This window comes from Sphingopyxis macrogoltabida (assembly GCF_001314325.1).
Classification (GTDB): domain Bacteria; phylum Pseudomonadota; class Alphaproteobacteria; order Sphingomonadales; family Sphingomonadaceae; genus Sphingopyxis; species Sphingopyxis macrogoltabida.
Map to the genome: position 1 here is coordinate 4,675,911 of NZ_CP009429.1, position 16,004 is coordinate 4,691,914.

Sequence of the window (16,004 nt, forward strand, 5' to 3'; positions counted from 1 at the left end):
CTTCGCGGCACCGCCAGGTTGCCGCAACTTGTCCGTCAGAATGCGTAATTGAGCTCAAAGTAGAACTGCCGCGGCGGCGAGAACACGTCGATGTTGATCCCGTTGGTGCCGCGCAGTTCGTTGCCGCCCACCTTGCCGTTGAAGTCGAACAAATTGGTCACGGCGAAGGCGGCGCTGAGCCCGCTGTCGTTGATATTCGCCCAGTCGAGCCGGATATCGGCGGTGGTGAAGCCATCGATCTGCCGCTGCGCTTCGACCCCGACATTCGGCTCGCTCGAAGAAAAGCTGCCGCGATGATAGATATTGCCCGACAGCGAGATGTCGGGGGCGCCATCGATCATCTTGCCGAAATCGATCCGCGGCCGGATGCCCCACAGCCATTTCGAAACATTGGCGGGGCGGAAGGTCGTGAGGTCGAACGGAACCGGAAACGCCTCGAACTGCCCGGTGTTCGGATATTCGAGATATTTCGCATCGGTCAGCGTCACGAAGCCGCCGAGGCTGAACCAGTCGTAATTGACCTTCGCGTCGAGATCGAAGCCCTGGATGCGGATCTTGGCGACGTTGGCGATATAGGCGACCGGATTCCCATTGACCGGCTGGGTGACGTTGCGCTGGGCATTGTCGAAATTGTCGCGATAGACGTCGAACGAGACCAGCCCGCGCAGCGGCCCGCTGCGCCAGCTGTATTTCGTGCCGATTTCATAATCGGTGACGATTTCCGCGCCATATTCCCCGAACCCCGCCGGTGCATTGGCGCCGTTGAAGCCCCCCGGATTGTAGCCGCGGCGGGTGGTCGCATAGACCATGAAGTCGGGATTGAGCTGATATTGCGCCGCGAACGACCAGGTGCCCTCGCCGAATTTGAGCGTCTGGAAGGTTTCGCCCGGGATCGACTTGATGTCGCCGGCGATGAGAAACGGCGCCGCGCCGTTGATCTGCACCATTTGCGTCGGGAGCCCCGAGTTCGCGATCGAGAGCGAAGAGTAGCTGGCTTGCGCGGCCGAGCGCTTGCTCCATGTGTAGCGATAGCCGGCGGTCAGCGACAGCTTGTCGGTGACGTCGAACGTCGCCTGCGTATAGACGGCGCGATCGCTCGCCCGGCTCTTGCCGAGCGAAATGCGCGCGCCCGAATAGCAGTAGAAATTTCCGTCGGCGCCGGGCTCCGCCACCGTTCCCGCCAGCGAACAGGCGACGGCGTTGCTCGCCTGGCCAAGATAGCCGCCATAAAGAAGCACCGCGCTTTGCTGATAATAGGGCGACCAGTTCTTTTCGTAGAAGAAGCCTGCGGTAATATCGAGGCGGTCGTCGAGCAGGCTTGCCTGCGCCTGGATTTCCTCGGTCAGCGACCGCGCGCCATGCCCCGGGGAGTCGACCAGTTCGAGCATCGGCAGATACAGGCTGTCGACATTCTGGGCGCTGTTGCCGCGCCGCTTGTTCGACTGGTAACTGAAGATATTCTTGAGGGTCAGGAAATCCACCACCCGGAATTCGGTGGTATTGATAAGGCCGATCTGCCGCTGGTTGACGCTGGGGAAAGTGACGTTGTTTTCGTTGACGTCATAGACCGACCGCCCCTTCTGATCGTCGACGGCGCCCTGCGCGAGTTCCAGCCAGGTCGGACAGACCCCGCCGGGGCAGGTGATGTTGTTGAGCTTTGCCAGCGCAGGCGCGATCCGCTGCAGATTGCCGCGCTGGATGGTCCCGAACGGCCCGAGGTTGACGACAGCGCTGAACGGTCGCGCGATGGTCGGGATGCCTGACCGGACCGGATCCTCGATATAGTCGACGGCCGCGATCGTCGTGTTCGTGATGCTGTCGGTCGGCGTGAATTCGAGGATGGCGCGGAACGACTGGCCGTCGCGGCCGTCGAGATGTCCACCGTTATAGCGGTTGGAGGAAAAGCCGTTGCTCTTGAGGAGTTGCCCCGACACGCGCAGCCCCAGAACATTGTCGATCAGCGGGCCACCGACGGCAAATTCGACGTCGCGGCGACCATATTCGCCGATCTTGAGGTCGACGAAACCCGCGAATTCGTCACCCGGCCTTGTCGGCGAGAAGAGGACGGCGCCGCCCGTCGTGACGCGGCCGAACAGCGTGCCGACCGGCCCCTTGATGACCTGGACATTGTCGAGGTCGAAGAAATTCGATTCGAGCCCGAAGCTCGGCACCTCGGCGAAATAGGTGACGACGCCGGTGCCGCCGCCCTGACCGCGAATGGCGAAACGCGACGTGCGGCGCGACAGGCCCAGTGAGCCCGACGAACCCATTTGCGCGGTCAGCCCCGGGGTCATTTTGACGAGATCCGGCGCAAAGGTCACATCGTTGCTGCGAAGATCCTCCCCGCTCGCAACACTGACGGCAATCGGCGTTTCCAGAATCGATTCGTCGCGGCGACGTGCGGTGACGATGATCGCGTCGTCGCTGTCGGCCGACTCGGCAGCAGGCGCCGCCTGCCCATCCTGGGCCCACGCCGCCGCCGGAGACAGCGCCGCCATGCTGGCCGCTGCCAGCAGCGCGGTGCGCAGCTTCCGCCCCCCGCACGAAAGATGATAAATCCCGGTCATTGCTCTCCCTCCTCCGCTTTTTTCGCGAATTGATTATCTGTCAATTTTTGAATTTGCAATTTACTGGCTGGTTGTCAAGCAAGTATTTGCTGGTCAGCCAGTCAGAGGGTTGCGGGGTTCTGGCGAACGGCATAGGAATGCGCTTTCAGGCCAAGCAATCAGGGGGCGAAGTGCGGCGCACACAGGAAGAACGGCGGCAGGAGTCCGAGAGCCGACTGCTCGCCGCGGCCGTCAAGCTGATCGCCGAAAAGGGTGCGAACGGCTTTACCCTTGCAGAGGTCGGGCACGAGGCCGGCTATAGCCGCAGCCTGCCGGGCCATTATTACGAGACCAAGGAAGCGCTGCTGGCGCGCGTGGTCGAGCATATCACGCGCGACTCGCTCGCGGCGATCACCGATCCCGACGCCGAACCCGGCATCGAATCGATGCGCGCGCGCTGGGGCCGCGCGCTGGCGGCCGAAGGCGTCGATTCCTATCGCACGCGCGCCCTCTATGCGCTGTTCCTCGGCGCGATGTTCGACCCCGAACTCGCGAAGATCATGGCGCGCTACAACCAGGCCACCGTCTCGCGCATCGCCGACAGCCTGCGCGAGGCGATCGCGCGCGGCGACGTGCGCAGCGACATCGACGTCGAGGTCGAGGCGCAGGCGCTGCTGCTGTTCCGTCGCGGCTCGGCGCTGGTCCATTTCACCGATCCCGCGCTCGACCTCGTCAGCATCCTCGACGGCTATCTGACGCAGGTCGCCGAACGGTTGAAGCCCTAGCCCGCCGCGACCGGCCCCTTCTTCGCTTCGGCCAGATACTCCTCGGCACGGTAGGGCAAGATGAGGTCGCCGAGCAGCGCATCGTCGACCGCGGCGCGGACGGCGTTCGCGTAGGCCTCGTCGTCGGGATAGAGACGGCGCAGCACATCCTCGGGCAGCGGGGTCCGGCCGCCCCGCGCGGGCGAGCTCTTGGTATCGAACACCGCCGTGGGCGCTTCGACTTCAGGCAGGCGCACGCCGCCCAGCGCATTGCCCTGGACGTCGGTGACGATGTCGCGAAGCGTCGCGCCGCGCAGCAGGCGCGGATGCCGCGCGAGCGGTGCGCCGCCTTCCTTCCACCGCACGAGCGCCAACCCCGCCGCCGCCATCGTCGGCATGAAGCGCACCATTCGCTGGTCTGAGCCGCCGACCGAATCCTTGATCCCGTCGCGCTCCGCCACGCTCGCACGATAGCCGGTGTCGCACGCCGATCCATGGACGGTGCCCGCCAGCTCCCACAAACGCAGCTTCGCCGCGTCGGGCTGCGGCGGCACACGGTGCATGCGCGCCTCGGTCTCCGACAGCATGATCAGCACCGGCACGTCGAGATCGTCGCGGATCGTCGTTTCGACGATCCGCGCGAAGAAGCGCTTGTTGTAGTCGGCCGCGCTTTCGCCCGGAATGATCTGAGGATTCGTCAGCTCGCTGCCGCCGCCGACAAGCACGCAGGGAATGAAGGCCGCGAAGAAATTCGCGAGCGGATGGACCGCGTTGATATAGGTCGCGAGCCGCGCCGCCGACTGCGATTCGCCCGTCGCGATCACATGCTTCGCCTTCAGCCCGGCGAGCGGATCGGGACCGCTCCGCCCCTTCGCCGACACCAGGGCTTGGGCGACCTGCGTGAAGATATCGTAGGAGAAGGCATCGCCCGGATGGACGAGACTGCCATAGCGGTCGCCGTCCCAATGTTTGAGCCCCGCGGTCGGCAGCGTGTCGAGCCCGTCGATCCCGACCTTTTGCGCCGAGATCGCGACGTAGACATAGCCGCTCTGCCAGAAGCTCTCGTTCACCGCGTTCGACAGGTCGCTGAAGGTCGAGACATTGGTCCATTCAGCCATCACCACGCCATTGAACTTCGCGGGGTCCTTGGGCCGATGGACGATGACGCGAGTCTTGTAAGGCGCGCGCTGGTCGGCGACTACCTTCCACCGGCCGTCCTTGCCGAGTTCGCCGACCGGCTTGAAGCTCTGCGCCGTGCCCGAAACGAAATATTCCTCCTCGACATAGCCATGCGCCGCCATGTCGCCATAGAAGGCGCCATAGATATGCCCGCGCTTGCCGCCGGTGACCGGGCCTTCGACCTTCGTCGTATCGGGTGCTTTCGCCGCGGCGGAGGTGGCGGCGAGCGCGACGGTTCCGGCGGCAGCCGCAGTCATGGCAAATTCCCGGCGTGACAGCATGTCTTCATCTCCGATGGGTCAGTGGGTCGGCGGAATATCGGCGGCGCGCGCCTGCTCGACATAGGCCTCAGCACGCACGGGCAGGATCACGCCCGCCGTGAGCGCGGCTTGCGCAGCAGCAGCGACGCGATCGACGTAACTCTTGTGATCGGGGTAGAGCCGCTTCAGCTCGTCGGGCGCGAACGGATGCGTCTCGCCGGCGAGGAAATGCTTCGTACCCTGCCCCTTGTAGCTTGCGATTGGCACCTCGAGCTCGGGGAGGCGCACGCCGCCAAGCGCATTGCCATGGCCGTCGCGCGCGATCGTCTTGCCGTCGGCGTCGAAGGCGATCGGTGCCTGCGCGGGCGGGGGCGGACCGCCGGCGAGCCAGCGGTGGACGTGATGGATCGCCGCGTCCGAGGTCGGTTGCCACGACACATGGCTCGCCGCATCGAAGGCGTGCCAGCGGCTGCCGACGCCGTCGCGATCCTCCTTGCCATGGATGATCTTCAAGAGTTCGGCCGGGCCATGCGATGCCCCGGCAACCTCCCAGCTGCGATAGGATGGCGTGTCGGACTGGCGGTTCGGGCGAAAGAAAGGCGCCTCGAACTCGGTGTTCATCTGCATCGCCGGGATACCGAGGTCGGCCCGCACCTGCGTGAACAGCGGACGCGCGCCCGCCGCCGCGGCGCCGGGCGCGGCGCCGCCCTCGAACGGCGCCGCGGCACCGGCGCAGAGCATCGGCATCAGCGCGTCATAGACGCGCGCCAGCGGCTGCACGCCGTTCGCGTAGGAGAGGATGCGGCTGCCCGATTGCGAGATGCCCGCGCCGATCAGCTTGCTCACCCTGTAGCCGTGGAGCGGATGACCGCGCGCCGCATTCGCGCGCAGCGCACGCGCCGCCTGGGTGAAGATGTCGTACGACCAGTCGTCGCCGGGATGGACGAGCGCGGCATAACGATCGGCATCCCAGTTCTTGAGGCCCTGTGGCTTGTCACCTTCGCCGAACACCCCGCCAAATTGGGACGTAACACCGACATAGGCGAAGCCGTCATAGAGGCCCGCTCCATCGAGAAAACTCACATCGAAACCGAGGCTGACGTTGAGCCATTCGACGAGGATGGTGCCGTTGAACTTCCCGGGATCCTTCGGGCGGCGCACGAACAGCCGGGTCGCAAAGGGCCGGCGTTCGCCGGGGGCCAGCGTCCATTTGCCGTCGGGCGTCAGGGCGTCCGCCGCGGCATAGCGCCCGGCCTCGCCTTCCAGCAGATACTCGCCCTCGACATAACCGAGCGCCGCGAGGTCATCGAGCGTCGTCCCGAAGATCTTGCCGCGTCCCGCGGCAGGCATCGGGCGGAGCATTGCCCCCGCCCCTTCCGCAGCGTGGGCACCGATCCCCATGGCACCCAGCGTTGCCCCGGCCAGCGCCGTCGCAGCAAAACTCCGCCTGCTCATCCGCATCGTCTTCTCTCCGATCGTCAATAATAGGGAACCGGCCCCGCGGCCGATTTGGCGATGTAAGCATCGCGATGCCGCGGCAGGATCAACCCCGCCGCCACCGCCCAGTCGGCGGCCGCCCTGATGCGCGCGGCATAGTCGGCATCGGCCGGATAGATCGCCTTCAGCGTCGCGGCGTCAAAGGGTTCGAGCCGCCCCGCGGCATCGTTCGTCTGCGTTATATATTTCACCGTCGGGGCGACGATTTCGGGCATGCGGATGCCGCCCTTCGCATTGCCGAACGCATCGGTCTGGATCGCCGGCTTGTCGCCTGCGACCTCGATCCGGTCGAAGCGCCCGAGTGGTGCACCGCCCGAGAGCCAGCGGTCGAGACCAACGGCGGCGGCTTCGAGGACCGGAAACAGGTCGACCATCTTCGGCCAGCGCGCCGCCATGTTCGGGATGCCGTCGCGCGCCGAAATGTCGGGCCGCCGCCCTCCGCCGATCGCCGAGGCGTGCGTCGATCCGGCGACCTCCCAGAAACGATACCAGTCGCTGTCGGGCTGGCGGCTCGCGACAAAATAGGGCGTCTCGGTCTCGGAATTGACGACCAGCACGGGCACCTTCTGGTCGGTGCGCACGCGTGTCTGCACCGTTCGCGAGCGGCGAATATTGTTATTCTCGTCGAGCGACTTGGCGGGATCATAGATGAAGTCGTCGAACTCGGTCGAGCGGCCGACCGCGACGACGATCATGTAGGCGTCGAAGACGTTGGCCAGCCGGTGCACGGCATTTACATAAGAGAGGAGCCGCGCCGCCGACTGCGACTCGCCGAGCGCGAAGAGGCGTTTGACCGGCAAGCCGCCCATCGGGTCGACCCCGCCCCTCGCCCGATCCGGCCCGAGCGCCCGCGCAACCTGCGAGAAGATGTCGTAAGAAAAGCTGTCGCCGGCGATCTCGAGCGATCCATAACGCTCCGGATCCCACTGCTTGAGCCCGAGCGCCCGCTCCTTCGTCCCCTCAAGGCCCATGCGCTGCGCCGAAATCGCGGCATAGGCATAACCGTCTTTCCAGAATTGCTGGTTCACCGCCGACGAGATTTCGAAACCCGCCGACACGTTGGTCCATTCGCAGATGACGGTGCCGTTGAACTTCGCAGCATCCCTTGGCCGCTGAACGATCACGCGCGTCGTGAACGGCGCCTGTTTTGCCGCCGCGACAGTCCATACACCATCGGGGCCGAGCGTGCCGACGGGCGCATAGGCATCGGCGGTGCCCGCGATGAAATATTCTTCCTCGACATAGCCGTGCGCGGCGAGATCGTCGGCATGCGCGCCAAAAATCTGTCCCCGCTGCCCTCCGGTCACCGGCCCATCAACGCGAACCGCAGAGGCCAGCGCCTTCCCCCAGGCTGTACAGGCCCCGCCAGCGGCAATCGTTGCCGTCATCCCCACGATATAACTCCCCAGTTGCCGACGGCCCAACATCAAGCTCTCTCCAGTTTCCGCGCGCCGGTTCAGCTTAACAAAAACTAGCTGGTGATCAAGCAAGTAAATGAATGCTGACGGAGCGGGGATTTGCCGACGGCGACGAGGAGCAGCGTCGCGCCCCAGGCTGCGACGTTCGTATAACCGCATGGGCGCAGCAGAAAGCGGGATCGAGAAACCGCGTGGTGCCGCGTCACTGAGTCATGGCCTCAGAGACAAAATCGAAGATCCGCCAAATCTAGGTCCGGATACATGAATGGATCGGCCTCGGTCTTATGATCGTCCTAGTTCCCCGGGCATGGGCCGCGACAATGCCTCGACGCTCTTCCCGATCACTGGACGAAGATACTCGGCGGCAGCCGCAGACACGGTCGTCGGATATATCCGGGGCCTCCTTGAGAAGACGCCGACCGGCCGTCAGCGGCCTTCCATCTCGCCGTGACCCACGGTACAATCGTCCGCCTCCCGTCAAGAGACCGCTCGAAGGAGAATGAAGATGGTTCGCATGCTCACCCTCGGGCTTTCCGCGCTCGCGCTTTCGGCGTGTACCACGACCGGCGAGGCCGAGAACCAGCCGTTCACGGTGAGCGGCAGCATCGCCTATCGCGAACGCATCGCGCTGCCGCCGACGGCGCAGATCGAGGTGCGGCTCGACGACGTCAGTCTTGCCGATGCGCCGTCGCGGACAATCGCACGGCAGGCGTTCGGCGCCGACGGGCAGCAAGTGCCGATCGACTTCCTGCTCCGTTTCGACCGCCGCGAGATCGACCCGCGGCACAGCTATGCCGTGTCGGCGCGGATTACCGGCGAGGACGGCAAGTTGATGTTCATCACCGACACCCGCAACAGCGTCGATTTCGAAGGCGTCTCCGAAATCGCGATGGGGACGTTGATGCTGGTGAAGACAAATTAGGCGTCGCAATTCACTTCTGTTGGCACGCCCATTTCCTTGAGCATCTTCTCGACCGCGTCAAAGTCGAATTGCCATTCCTCGTTGCGGCGAAGATTCCGAAAGGCCGGGGAAAAATCCACCCCGCCGCAGCAGTAACAAACTGCCAATTCCCCGAGTTGGCGTCCGCTCTTGTCATAGTAGCGGAAGAAATGGTGCGGTATAAAGCAGGCGGCGGATACGGCATTCGCATATTCTTTGGCCGTCATACGATAGAGTGTTACCGATCTGTCCAACGTGGCGCGTTGAACTGCGTTTAATACCACGCCTTTGGGATTGGACATCGTGACGCCGGTCCGCGCGCGCTCGTCATAAGATACGTCCTCGACAAACAATCGAACTTCGGTTGCTTCGGGCCATGGACGTATTGCAGTGGTTGTCCCGCGGGGACCTGGTTCCTCACCTACCGGAGATTCGAAGTCGGTACGGCCGGACTTCATGGCCGACAACGACAGCGCAATGCCGACCGCGATCAGCAGCGCCGTCCACACAGCAACCATGGCACTTCGTTGCTTCATATCGTTTCCCTCGGCCCAAGACATTTCAATGGCTTTAACAGACACGCAACAAAGGCATAGCTATGCGCCGCTTGACCCGGCGCCTGTTGCAGTGCAGCAAGCTGCGCCCATGGGCCCGCCTATCCAGATCTCGCAAAATCCCGACATCCGCTATCTCGGGCGGATCCTCGGCGACGTCATCCGCGCCTATGGCGGCGACAAATTGTTCCGCCAGACCGAATATATCCGCTCGTCGAGCGTCGACCGCCACCGCGGTATCGCGGGGGCCGAGGCGATCGACCCGGGGCTCGACGCGCTGAGCCTCGACGACACGATCGCCTTCGTGCGCGGTTTCATGCTCTTCTCGATGCTCGCCAACCTTGCCGAAGACCGGCAGGGGGTCGCCGCCGAGCCCGAAGCGACCGTCGCCGCGGCGCTCGCGAAGCTCAAGGCCGACGGGATCGACGGCGATGCGGTCCATGCACTGCTCGGCGCGTCGCTGATCGCCCCCGTCCTCACCGCGCACCCGACCGAGGTGCGCCGCAAGTCGATGCTCGACCACAAGAACCGCATCGCCGAGCTGATGCTGCTGCGCGACGCGGGCGCGGTGGAGACGCCGCAGGGCGACGTTGTCGAAGAAGCGATCCGGCGGCAGATCGTCCTCCTCTGGCAGACGCGGCCGCTGCGCACCGAGAAACTCTTCGTCGCCGACGAGATCGACAATGCGCTCACCTACTTGCGCGACGTCTTCCTGCCGGTGGTGCCCAAACTCTATGCGCGCTGGGAGGCCGAACTCGGCCAGCGCCCGGCGCCCTTCCTGCGCGTCGGCAGCTGGATCGGCGGCGACCGCGACGGCAATCCCTTCGTCACCGCCGACACGCTGCAACAGGCGACGGCGCGCAACGCCGCGGCGGTGCTCGGCCATTATGCCGATGCGGTGCATGCGCTCGGCGCCGAGCTGTCGGTGTCGGCGAGCCTTGCGCCGGTGCCGGGCGCCGTCAGCGCGCTCGCCGAAGCGAGCGGCGACGACGCGCCGAGCCGCCGCGACGAACCCTATCGCCGCGCGCTCTCGGGTATTTATGCGCGGGTCTGCGCCACTTACGCGGCGATCGCCGGCAAGGCGCCGCCGCGCCCGTCGGCGCTGAAGGGCGAAGCCTATGCCGCGCCGGGCGATTTCCGCCGCGATCTCGTCACGCTGGCCGACGGGCTGGCGGCGAGCGGCGAGGGGCAGCTCATCGGCATCGGCGCGCTCGGGCGGCTGATCCGCGCGGTCGAGGTGTTCGGATTTCACCTCGCAACGCTCGACATGCGCCAGAACAGCGCGGTGCACGAACGCGTGCTCGCCGAGCTGCTGGCGGTCGCAGGCGTCTGCGCCGATTACACGGCGCTGGGCGAGGAGGAGCGTATCGCGCTGCTCACCGCCGAGCTGCAGAGCGACCGCCCGCTCGCCGCGCCGTGGCACAAGTGGAGCGACGAGACGGCGGGCGAACTCGCGATCGTCCACGCCGCCGCCGATATCCGCGAGCGGCTGGGGCAGGATGCGATCTGCCAGTGGATCATTTCGATGTCGCAGGAACTCTCCGACCTGCTCGAAGTCCATCTGCTCGCGCGCGAAGCCGGGCTTTGGCGGAGCGGCGCTGCGGCGGGCAAGGCCAATCTGATGGTCGTGCCCTTGTTCGAGACGATCGCCGACCTCGATCGCGCGCCGGCGATCATGGCGCGCTATTTCGCGATGCCCGAAATCGGCCCGCAGATCGGGGTGCGCGGGCATCAGGAAGTGATGATCGGCTATTCGGATTCGAACAAGGACGGCGGCTATCTGACCTCGACCTGGGGATTGCATCAGGCGTCGCAGGCGCTGACCCCGGTGTTCGAGGAAGCCGACACCGCGATGCAATTGTTCCACGGCCGCGGCGGCGCGGTCGGGCGCGGCGGCGGCAGCGCCTTCGCGGCGATCCGCGCCCAGCCGGCGGGCACGGTGCAGGGGCGCATCCGCATCACCGAACAGGGCGAAGTGATCGCCGCCAAATATGGCACTGCCGACAGCGCGGCGACGAACCTCGAGGCGATGGTGTCGGCGAGCCTGCTAGCCAGCCTTGAGCCCGAGGCGGCGAGCGACGCCGATGCCGCGCGCTTTACCGCCGCGATGGATGCGCTGTCGGACAGCGCCTTCGCCGCCTATCGCGGGCTCGTCTATGACACGCCGGCGTTCAAAGACTTCTTCCGCGCGATGACGCCGATCGCCGAAATCGCGACGCTGAAGATCGGATCGCGCCCGTCGAGCCGCACCAAAAGCAACGCGATCGAGGATCTGCGCGCCATCCCGTGGGTGTTCAGCTGGGCGCAGTCGCGCGCGATGCTGCCCGGCTGGTACGGCACCGGCGAGGCCTTTGCCGGATTTGCCGACAAGGCGCTGCTTGCCGATATGGCGCAGGGCTGGCCCTTCTTCGCGGCGCTGCTCGGCAATATGGAGATGGTGCTCGCGAAATCGGACATGGGGATCGCGGCGCGCTATGCCGAGCTCGCGGGGCATGTCGACGGGCACGCCGCCATCTTCGGGCGCATCCGCGATGGCTGGAACCGGGCGCACGACGGGCTGCTCGATATCACCGGCCAGACGCGATTGCTCGAAAAGAACCCGGCGCTCGAGGCGTCGATCCGCCTCCGCCTGCCCTATATCGAGCCGCTCAACCTGCTTCAGATCGAGCTGATGAAGCGCCACCGCGCCGGCGAGACCGACGAACGGATCGGCGAGGGCATCCAGCTCACGATCAACGCGATCGCGACGGCACTCCGGAACAGCGGGTAGAGCTATCTCCGCTCGTGTCGAGCGAAGTCGAGACACCCGTCAGGACAGCGCAAGGCCGAGGGGCATCTCGACTTCGCTCGATGCGAACGGGTTTTTATGGTGGCGTGCAGCAAAGCCCTATTTCGAAACGATCCGCACTTCGCCCTTCGTATTCGCCCCGTCGGGTGCGAAGTTGATCGTGAAATCGTCGCCGTCCTTGGCGGTCCCCGCGAGCGCGTCGCCCGAGCGGGTGATCTTGACGCCCTGCTTCGCGAACTCGCCCGCCATCCAGTCGGCCGCCTTCGCCGGGGCCGCGGGGGCGGTGAAGCCGAGCTGGACGGTCGCCTTGCCCGCGCCGTTCGTATCGTTCGCATCGACATTGACCGTCGTGACATTGCTGCCGGGATAGAGCTTCACCCCGTCGATATCGAAATCGCCCGAGACGTCGAGGTTGACGAAATCGGGGATCTTCATGTCGATATCGACGCCTTCGCCGCCGATCTTGAGCTTGCCGCCGCCTTCGCCTGCGGTGATCTGCACGCCGCCGTCGGCGCCGCCGGCGTTGATCTTGATCTCGGGGCCGTCCTGCTTGTCCTCGCCCTGCCCGCAGGCGGCGAGGAGCATCATCGGCGGAATGAGGAACGCGAAACGCATGGCACATCTCCTTGGTGCATTAGTTAAATAATACACCTTGGGATTGGACGAGTCAACTTATCCACTATCGTCATCCCGGACTTGATCCGGGATCCATTCAACGGCCGTAGTCATGGGCCCCGGATCGAGTCGAACGAGCCACGTGTCTCGTTCGAGGGTGACGATAATGGAGAAATCAGGCGTCGATGCTCGTCTTCAGGTCGCCGTGCACCAGCCCGCCGTCGACGGTGATCGTATCGCCGACGACATAGTCGCCCGCCTTCGACGCGAGGAAGATCGCGGCGCCCGCCATATCCTCGGGCACGCCGATGCGCTTGGTCGGGATGCTCTGCGCCACCGCATCGCCATGATCGCGCGCCGCCTTGTTCATGTCCGACTGGAAAGCGCCGGGCGCGATTGCGGTGACGAGGATATGATCGGTGACCAGCCGCGCCGCCATGCGCTTGGTGAGGTAGAGAATGGCGGCCTTCGATGCGTGATAGCTGTAGGTTTCCCACGGGTTCAAACGCATGCCGTCGATCGAGCCGATGTTGATCACCTTCGCCGGACGGTCGTGCGAACCACCGGCCTTGAGCAGCCCGTGCAGCGCTTGGGTCAGAAAGAAGGGCGATTTGACGTTGATGTCCATCACCTTGTCCCAGCCCGCCTCGGGGAAGCCCTCGAAGGGTTCGCCCCATGCCGCGCCGGCGTTGTTGACGAGAATGTCGAGCCGCTCTTCGCGCGCTTCGAGTTCCTTGGCGAGCGCGCGGCAACCCTCGACGGTCGAAAGATCGACGGGAAGGCCGATGACCTTGCCGGGGTAGCGGGTTCCGAAATCGGCGACGGCTTCCTCGATCTGCGCACTCTTGCGCGCCGATATATAGACGCGCGCGGCGCCCGCGGCGAGATAGCCCTCGACGATCATCTTGCCGATGCCGCGCGAACCGCCGGTGACGAGCGCGATGCGGTCGTCGAGGCCGAACATGTCCTGAAGATTCATTGTCTTTACTCCCCGGCTCAATAGCCGTTCATGCGGGCGACCTGGTCGATGTGGTAGTGCACATCGCCCATATATTCGGCGAGCGCGCGGTCGCGTTTCATATAGAGGCCGATGTCATATTCGTCGGTCATGCCGATGCCGCCATGCATCTGCACGCCTTCGCGCACCGCGAGATTCGCAGCGCGGCCGGCCTTGGCCTTGGCGACCGAGACCATCAGCTTCGCGCCCTCGCTGCCCTCGTCGAGCAATTGCTGTGCCTTCATCACGGTGGCGCGCGCGACCTCCATTTCGCCATAGAGATGCGCGGCGCGGTGCTGGAGCCCCTGGAACTCGCCGATCAGCTTGCCGAACTGCTTGCGTTCCTTGAGGTAGGTGACGGTCATGTCCATCGCGCCCTGCCCGACGCCGACCATTTCGGCGGCAGCGCCGGTGCGGGTGGCGGCGAGCAGCGCGTCGAGGATCTCGCCGCCGGCATCGACCTCGCCGATCACCGCGTCGGCATCGACCTCGACCCCATCGAGCGTGACATGGCTCGCGAGGCTGGAGTCGACGAGGCGGCGCGGATCGGCCGTAACGCCCTTGGCGTCCTTCGGCACCGCGAAGAGCGTGATACCGCCGTCGGTCTTCGCCGCGACGATGCTCATGTCGGCGACATGGCCGTGGAGGACGAAGCTCTTCTTTCCATCGAGGCGGAAACCGTTGCCCGCGCGCGTCGCGGTGGTCGCGATGCGGTCGGGGCGGTGCTTGGCGCCCTCGTCGATCGCGAGCGCGATGATCGCTTCACCGCTGGCGATCGCGGGAAGCCAGCGGCCGGCCTGCGTGCCGCCAGCCTTGGCGAGCGCGGCGACCGCGCCGACGCTGGTTGCGAGGAAAGGCGACGGGGTCAGGTTGCGGCCGATTTCCTCGAGCACGATCCCCGCTTCCATATGCCCCATGCCGAGCCCGCCATGCGCCTCGGGCACGAGCATACCGGGCAGGCCCATTTCGGTGAACTGCGCCCAGAGGTCGCGCGAAAAGCCGGTGGCATCGGCCTCGTCGCGCAGCTTGCGGAGGTGCAGGACGGGGGCCTGTTCGGCCACGAAGGGGGCGACGCTGTCCTTGAGCATCGCCTGATCGTCATTGTGATAGAGAGGCATGGGTCAGGCTCCGGGCAGGTCGAGGATACGCTTGGCGATGACGTTGAGCATGACTTCGCTCGTCCCGCCTTCGATCGAATTGGCCTTGGTGCGCAGCCAGCCGCGCGCGCGCGCGCCGCCCTTGGTCTCCTCGCTGTCCCATTCGAGCGCTTCGCTGCCGCCGCCCGACATGACGAGTTCGTGGCGGCGCTTGTTCAATTCGGTGCCGACATATTTCATCATGTTCGAGCTGGCCGGATGCGCGCGGCCGGTTTTCCACATATCCATGAAACGCTCGCCCATCGCGCGATAGGCGAAGACGTCGACGTCGAACGCCGCCATTTCGGCGCGCAGGATCGGGTCGTCGAGCTCGCCATGGTCGTTCTTGCCGAGCGACTTCGCAAAGAGCGCACCGATACTGACCATGTCGCCGCCCGCGCCGCCGCCCGAGATCATCTCGCGTTCGTGGCCGAGCAGATATTTGGCGACGTCCCAGCCGCGGTTGATCTCGCCGATATATTGCGTCTTCGGCACCTCGACATCGTCGAAGAAGGTTTCGCAGAAGGGCGAATTGCCGCTGATCAGCAGGATCGGCTTGGTGGTGACGCCCTTGCTCGCCATGTCGAAGAGCATGAAGGTGATGCCCTGATATTTGTTCGCCTTGTCGGTGCGGACGAGGCAGAAGATCCAGTCGGCCTTGTCGGCATAGCTGGTCCAGATCTTCGACCCGTTGACGACCCAGTGATCGCCCTTGTCCTCGCCGAAGGTCTGGAGCGAGACGAGGTCGCTGCCCGAGCCGGGTTCCGAATAGCCCTGGCACCAGCGGATTTCGCCGCGCGCGATCGGGTTCAGATAATGGACCTTCTGCTCCTCGGTGCCGAATTTCAGCAGCGCGGGGCCGAGCATCCAGATGCCGAAGCTGTCGAGCGGCGAGCGCGCATTGATCCGCTTCATTTCCTGTTTGAGGACCTTGGTCTCTTCGGGCGAGAGGCCGGCGCCGCCATAAGGCTTGGGCCAGTCGGGGACGGTATAGCCCTTGGCGACACAGGCCTCGAGCCACTGCTTCTGGGCTTCGTTCTTGAATTCCCAGTTGCGGCCGCCCCAGCAGACGTCGCCTTCCTCGCGCACCGGTTCGCGCATTTCCGGGGGACAATTGGTTTCCAGCCACGCGCGCACTTCGGCGCGGAAGGCGTCCAGATCGCTCATCTCAAGGCTCCTCTTCTCTCCCGCAAATCTACGTCCGGTTCGCTACTTTACGCAAGCGTCAACTTGGGCGCGGCAACCTGCCGCTACGGCGCCGTAGCGTCCGTTCGACCGCCGTTGACGCGGCTTTTCGGGCGCCTAAGCTG

Annotated in this window: 12 protein-coding genes; 3 read left to right on the forward strand and 9 right to left on the reverse strand. The window is 65.1% G+C overall.

Annotation, left to right across the window (positions count from 1 at the left end):
* Positions 1-35 precede the first annotated feature (35 nt).
* Complete coding sequence (locus tag LH19_RS22550) at positions 36-2,567, reverse strand: TonB-dependent receptor (RefSeq protein ID WP_054731944.1); 2,532 nt, start codon at positions 2,565-2,567, stop codon at positions 36-38.
* A gap of 170 nt (positions 2,568-2,737) precedes the next feature.
* Between LH19_RS22550 and LH19_RS22555 the strand changes: the two genes are divergently transcribed.
* Positions 2,738-3,331, forward strand: coding sequence for a TetR/AcrR family transcriptional regulator (locus LH19_RS22555; RefSeq protein WP_158514473.1), 594 nt, complete (start codon positions 2,738-2,740; stop codon positions 3,329-3,331).
* Here the strand turns inward: LH19_RS22555 and LH19_RS22560 are convergent.
* Genes LH19_RS22560 through LH19_RS22570 form a run of 3 tightly spaced genes read right to left on the reverse strand, consistent with a single transcriptional unit; the run spans position 3,328 to position 7,634 of the window.
* The gene (locus tag LH19_RS22560; RefSeq protein ID WP_145923571.1) at positions 3,328-4,746 is read right to left on the reverse strand and encodes an alpha/beta hydrolase domain-containing protein; all 1,419 of its coding nucleotides are present in this window, start codon (positions 4,744-4,746) and stop codon (positions 3,328-3,330) included. The two genes, LH19_RS22555 and LH19_RS22560, sit on opposite strands and share 4 nt — an antisense overlap.
* Before the next feature lie 42 nt (positions 4,747-4,788).
* The gene (locus LH19_RS22565) at positions 4,789-6,204 is read right to left on the reverse strand and encodes an alpha/beta hydrolase domain-containing protein (RefSeq protein WP_145923572.1); all 1,416 of its coding nucleotides are present in this window, start codon (positions 6,202-6,204) and stop codon (positions 4,789-4,791) included.
* Between the two features lie 23 nt (positions 6,205-6,227).
* Positions 6,228-7,634, reverse strand: coding sequence for an alpha/beta hydrolase domain-containing protein (locus tag LH19_RS22570; protein WP_062913011.1), 1,407 nt, complete (start codon positions 7,632-7,634; stop codon positions 6,228-6,230).
* 535 nt (positions 7,635-8,169) lie between these two features.
* On the opposite strand from LH19_RS22570, the gene LH19_RS22575 reads away from it, so the two are divergent.
* Positions 8,170-8,586, forward strand: a complete 417-nt coding sequence (locus tag LH19_RS22575; protein ID WP_054734155.1) for a YbaY family lipoprotein — start codon at positions 8,170-8,172, stop codon at positions 8,584-8,586.
* Here the strand turns inward: LH19_RS22575 and LH19_RS28870 are convergent.
* Positions 8,583-9,140 carry a hypothetical protein gene (locus LH19_RS28870; RefSeq protein ID WP_145923574.1) on the reverse strand — a complete coding sequence of 186 codons (558 nt, stop codon included), beginning with the start codon at positions 9,138-9,140 and terminating at the stop codon, positions 8,583-8,585. The genes LH19_RS22575 and LH19_RS28870 overlap by 4 nt on opposite strands.
* Before the next feature lie 109 nt (positions 9,141-9,249).
* Between LH19_RS28870 and ppc the strand changes: the two genes are divergently transcribed.
* Entirely contained in the window at positions 9,250-11,928 is a 2,679-nt protein-coding gene (gene ppc, locus LH19_RS22585; protein WP_054731950.1) for a phosphoenolpyruvate carboxylase, read from the forward strand.
* A gap of 117 nt (positions 11,929-12,045) precedes the next feature.
* Here ppc and LH19_RS22590 read toward each other — a convergent pair whose 3' ends face one another.
* The 4 genes from LH19_RS22590 to LH19_RS22605 all read right to left on the reverse strand — a co-directional run bounded on the left by LH19_RS22590 (position 12,046) and on the right by LH19_RS22605 (position 15,861).
* Entirely contained in the window at positions 12,046-12,561 is a 516-nt protein-coding gene (locus tag LH19_RS22590) for a hypothetical protein (protein ID WP_054731951.1), read from the reverse strand.
* A 175-nt stretch (positions 12,562-12,736) separates the two neighbouring features.
* Positions 12,737-13,540 carry an SDR family oxidoreductase gene (locus tag LH19_RS22595; protein ID WP_054731952.1) on the reverse strand — a complete coding sequence of 268 codons (804 nt, stop codon included), beginning with the start codon at positions 13,538-13,540 and terminating at the stop codon, positions 12,737-12,739.
* A 17-nt stretch (positions 13,541-13,557) separates the two neighbouring features.
* Positions 13,558-14,676: an acyl-CoA dehydrogenase family protein gene (locus LH19_RS22600; RefSeq protein ID WP_054731953.1), complete on the reverse strand. Its 1,119-nt coding sequence runs from the start codon at positions 14,674-14,676 to the stop codon at positions 13,558-13,560.
* 3 nt (positions 14,677-14,679) lie between these two features.
* Complete coding sequence (locus tag LH19_RS22605; protein ID WP_054731954.1) at positions 14,680-15,861, reverse strand: acyl-CoA dehydrogenase family protein; 1,182 nt, start codon at positions 15,859-15,861, stop codon at positions 14,680-14,682.
* Between the last annotated feature and the right edge of the window lie 143 nt (positions 15,862-16,004).

Bases quoted from the DNA above. Each gene is read 5' to 3' on its own strand.
- LH19_RS22550 (WP_054731944.1), bottom strand. From the start codon at position 2,567: ATGACCGGGATTTATCATCTTTCGTGCGGGGGGCGGAAGCTGCGCACC.
- LH19_RS22560 (WP_145923571.1), bottom strand. From the start codon at position 4,746: ATGACTGCGGCTGCCGCCGGAACCGTCGCGCTCGCCGCCACCTCCGCC.
- LH19_RS22565 (WP_145923572.1), bottom strand. From the start codon at position 6,204: ATGAGCAGGCGGAGTTTTGCTGCGACGGCGCTGGCCGGGGCAACGCTG.
- LH19_RS22570 (WP_062913011.1), bottom strand. From the start codon at position 7,634: ATGACGGCAACGATTGCCGCTGGCGGGGCCTGTACAGCCTGGGGGAAG.
- LH19_RS22575 (WP_054734155.1), top strand. From the start codon at position 8,170: ATGGTTCGCATGCTCACCCTCGGGCTTTCCGCGCTCGCGCTTTCGGCG.
- LH19_RS28870 (WP_145923574.1), bottom strand. From the start codon at position 9,140: ATGAAGCAACGAAGTGCCATGGTTGCTGTGTGGACGGCGCTGCTGATC.
- ppc (WP_054731950.1), top strand. From the start codon at position 9,250: ATGGGCCCGCCTATCCAGATCTCGCAAAATCCCGACATCCGCTATCTC.
- LH19_RS22590 (WP_054731951.1), bottom strand. From the start codon at position 12,561: ATGCGTTTCGCGTTCCTCATTCCGCCGATGATGCTCCTCGCCGCCTGC.
- LH19_RS22595 (WP_054731952.1), bottom strand. From the start codon at position 13,540: ATGAATCTTCAGGACATGTTCGGCCTCGACGACCGCATCGCGCTCGTC.
- LH19_RS22600 (WP_054731953.1), bottom strand. From the start codon at position 14,676: ATGCCTCTCTATCACAATGACGATCAGGCGATGCTCAAGGACAGCGTC.
- LH19_RS22605 (WP_054731954.1), bottom strand. From the start codon at position 15,861: ATGAGCGATCTGGACGCCTTCCGCGCCGAAGTGCGCGCGTGGCTGGAA.